General features: G+C 63.0%; 2 protein-coding genes. Both read right to left on the reverse strand.

All coding sequences use genetic code 11. From position 1 onward, the window contains the following. Positions 1 to 21: 21 nt before the first annotated feature. Complete coding sequence (locus CJZ82_RS19425) at positions 22 to 558, reverse strand: ISAs1 family transposase (protein WP_094556991.1); 537 nt, start codon at positions 556 to 558, stop codon at positions 22 to 24. Beyond that, positions 549 to 1,163, reverse strand: a complete 615-nt coding sequence (locus CJZ82_RS19430; RefSeq protein ID WP_158218638.1) for an ISAs1 family transposase — start codon at positions 1,161 to 1,163, stop codon at positions 549 to 551. The genes CJZ82_RS19425 and CJZ82_RS19430 overlap by 10 nt, the downstream gene beginning before the upstream one ends. Between the last annotated feature and the right edge of the window lie 79 nt (positions 1,164 to 1,242).

Here is a 1,242-nt window from a genome sequence, read left to right on the forward strand (position 1 = left end):
CAGGGCTGACTGAAAGTACATTCATCCCGTCTCCGCCAGGCTGATGCCGACCCAGCCAAGCATTCGGCTGATGTCATGCGCCACGGCCATCAGGCCAGCGCGGATCGATCGGAATCCGTTGCAGCGCAACAAGTTGAGAGCCAAGGTGCGCAGCAGGGCCAGTACCTGTACGCCGTTGCGTTGGGTGTAGCGGTGCGCATCCTCGCCGAGCTGGGTGTCGCGGGGCCAGTGCCACTGGTTTTCGATTGCCCAGCGCTGCCGCACCAGCCGCAGCATCGCTTTTGGACTGGTGCGCAGGGTGGTGATGAACAAGTGGACGTGGTGAAACGGCTTGCCGTCACGCCGGCCGGTGCTCACCAGCTCGATGATCCAGCTGGCACCCGCCCAGCGCTCACGGATGGTGTCTGTGGCATTGCGGGCTCTGAGCTGCCAGCGCACCTGGCGGCCATGGCTGGCCTCGACATCGCTGATTTCAACAGGGAAATGCCGGTGGCCGCGGAACTGGGAGACGATCTGTTGGTAAAGCCGGCGCTGGTTGTTTTTGACCGTCAGGAGCAAGTCGGCGCCCTGCTCGGCGGCGAGTTGAAAAACGCTGGCGAGGTGTGGAGCGCATCCGCCTGGATCAGCACACCCTCAAGTTCCAGCGTGCTCAGCAGGGCTTTTAGAGCCGCTCGCTCGTGGGATTCACCGGTATCGAAGGAGGTCTGGGCGATCGCCACGCCCAGCTCCCGGGCGTAGAGCGTGACCTGGGTGACAAACCGAGTCGCCCCATCAGCGCCATCAGGCTGAGCAGCTGAGCCTCGCAGGGTCTTGCCGTCACAGATCAGCTGGTCGAAATCCTTGTCCTGATCTGCGATCTGAGCGAGCATCCAGTCCCTGAGCAACCCAAAGAGCTCCTCCAGCTCCACGCGCTCGAACAGGTAGAGGAAGGTGGAGTCGCAGGGTGCCTTGGGCAACTCCAGATCCAGCGCCGCGCCGAACGCCTGGTGATGCCGCTTGGCAAAACGCTCCAGATCCCTGGCGCTGCGGCAGCCGCTGAGGATACCCAGGATCGCCATCAACAGCAGCAACCACTGGGGGTAACGGACCCCTCGGCGCTTACGTCTCTCCGGCAAGGCCTGCAGGAAGGCGATCAGATCGGGACTGGCAGCAAGATGGGCCAAAGGACAAGAGCAGTCCCGATAAAACCAGGCCCAGCTTGGCCGCACAACGACCCTTGTGCCTGACTTTCAGTCGGCCCTG

The sequence above is a fragment of the Synechococcus sp. 1G10 genome (assembly GCF_002252625.1).
GTDB lineage: Bacteria > Cyanobacteriota > Cyanobacteriia > PCC-6307 > Cyanobiaceae > Regnicoccus_A.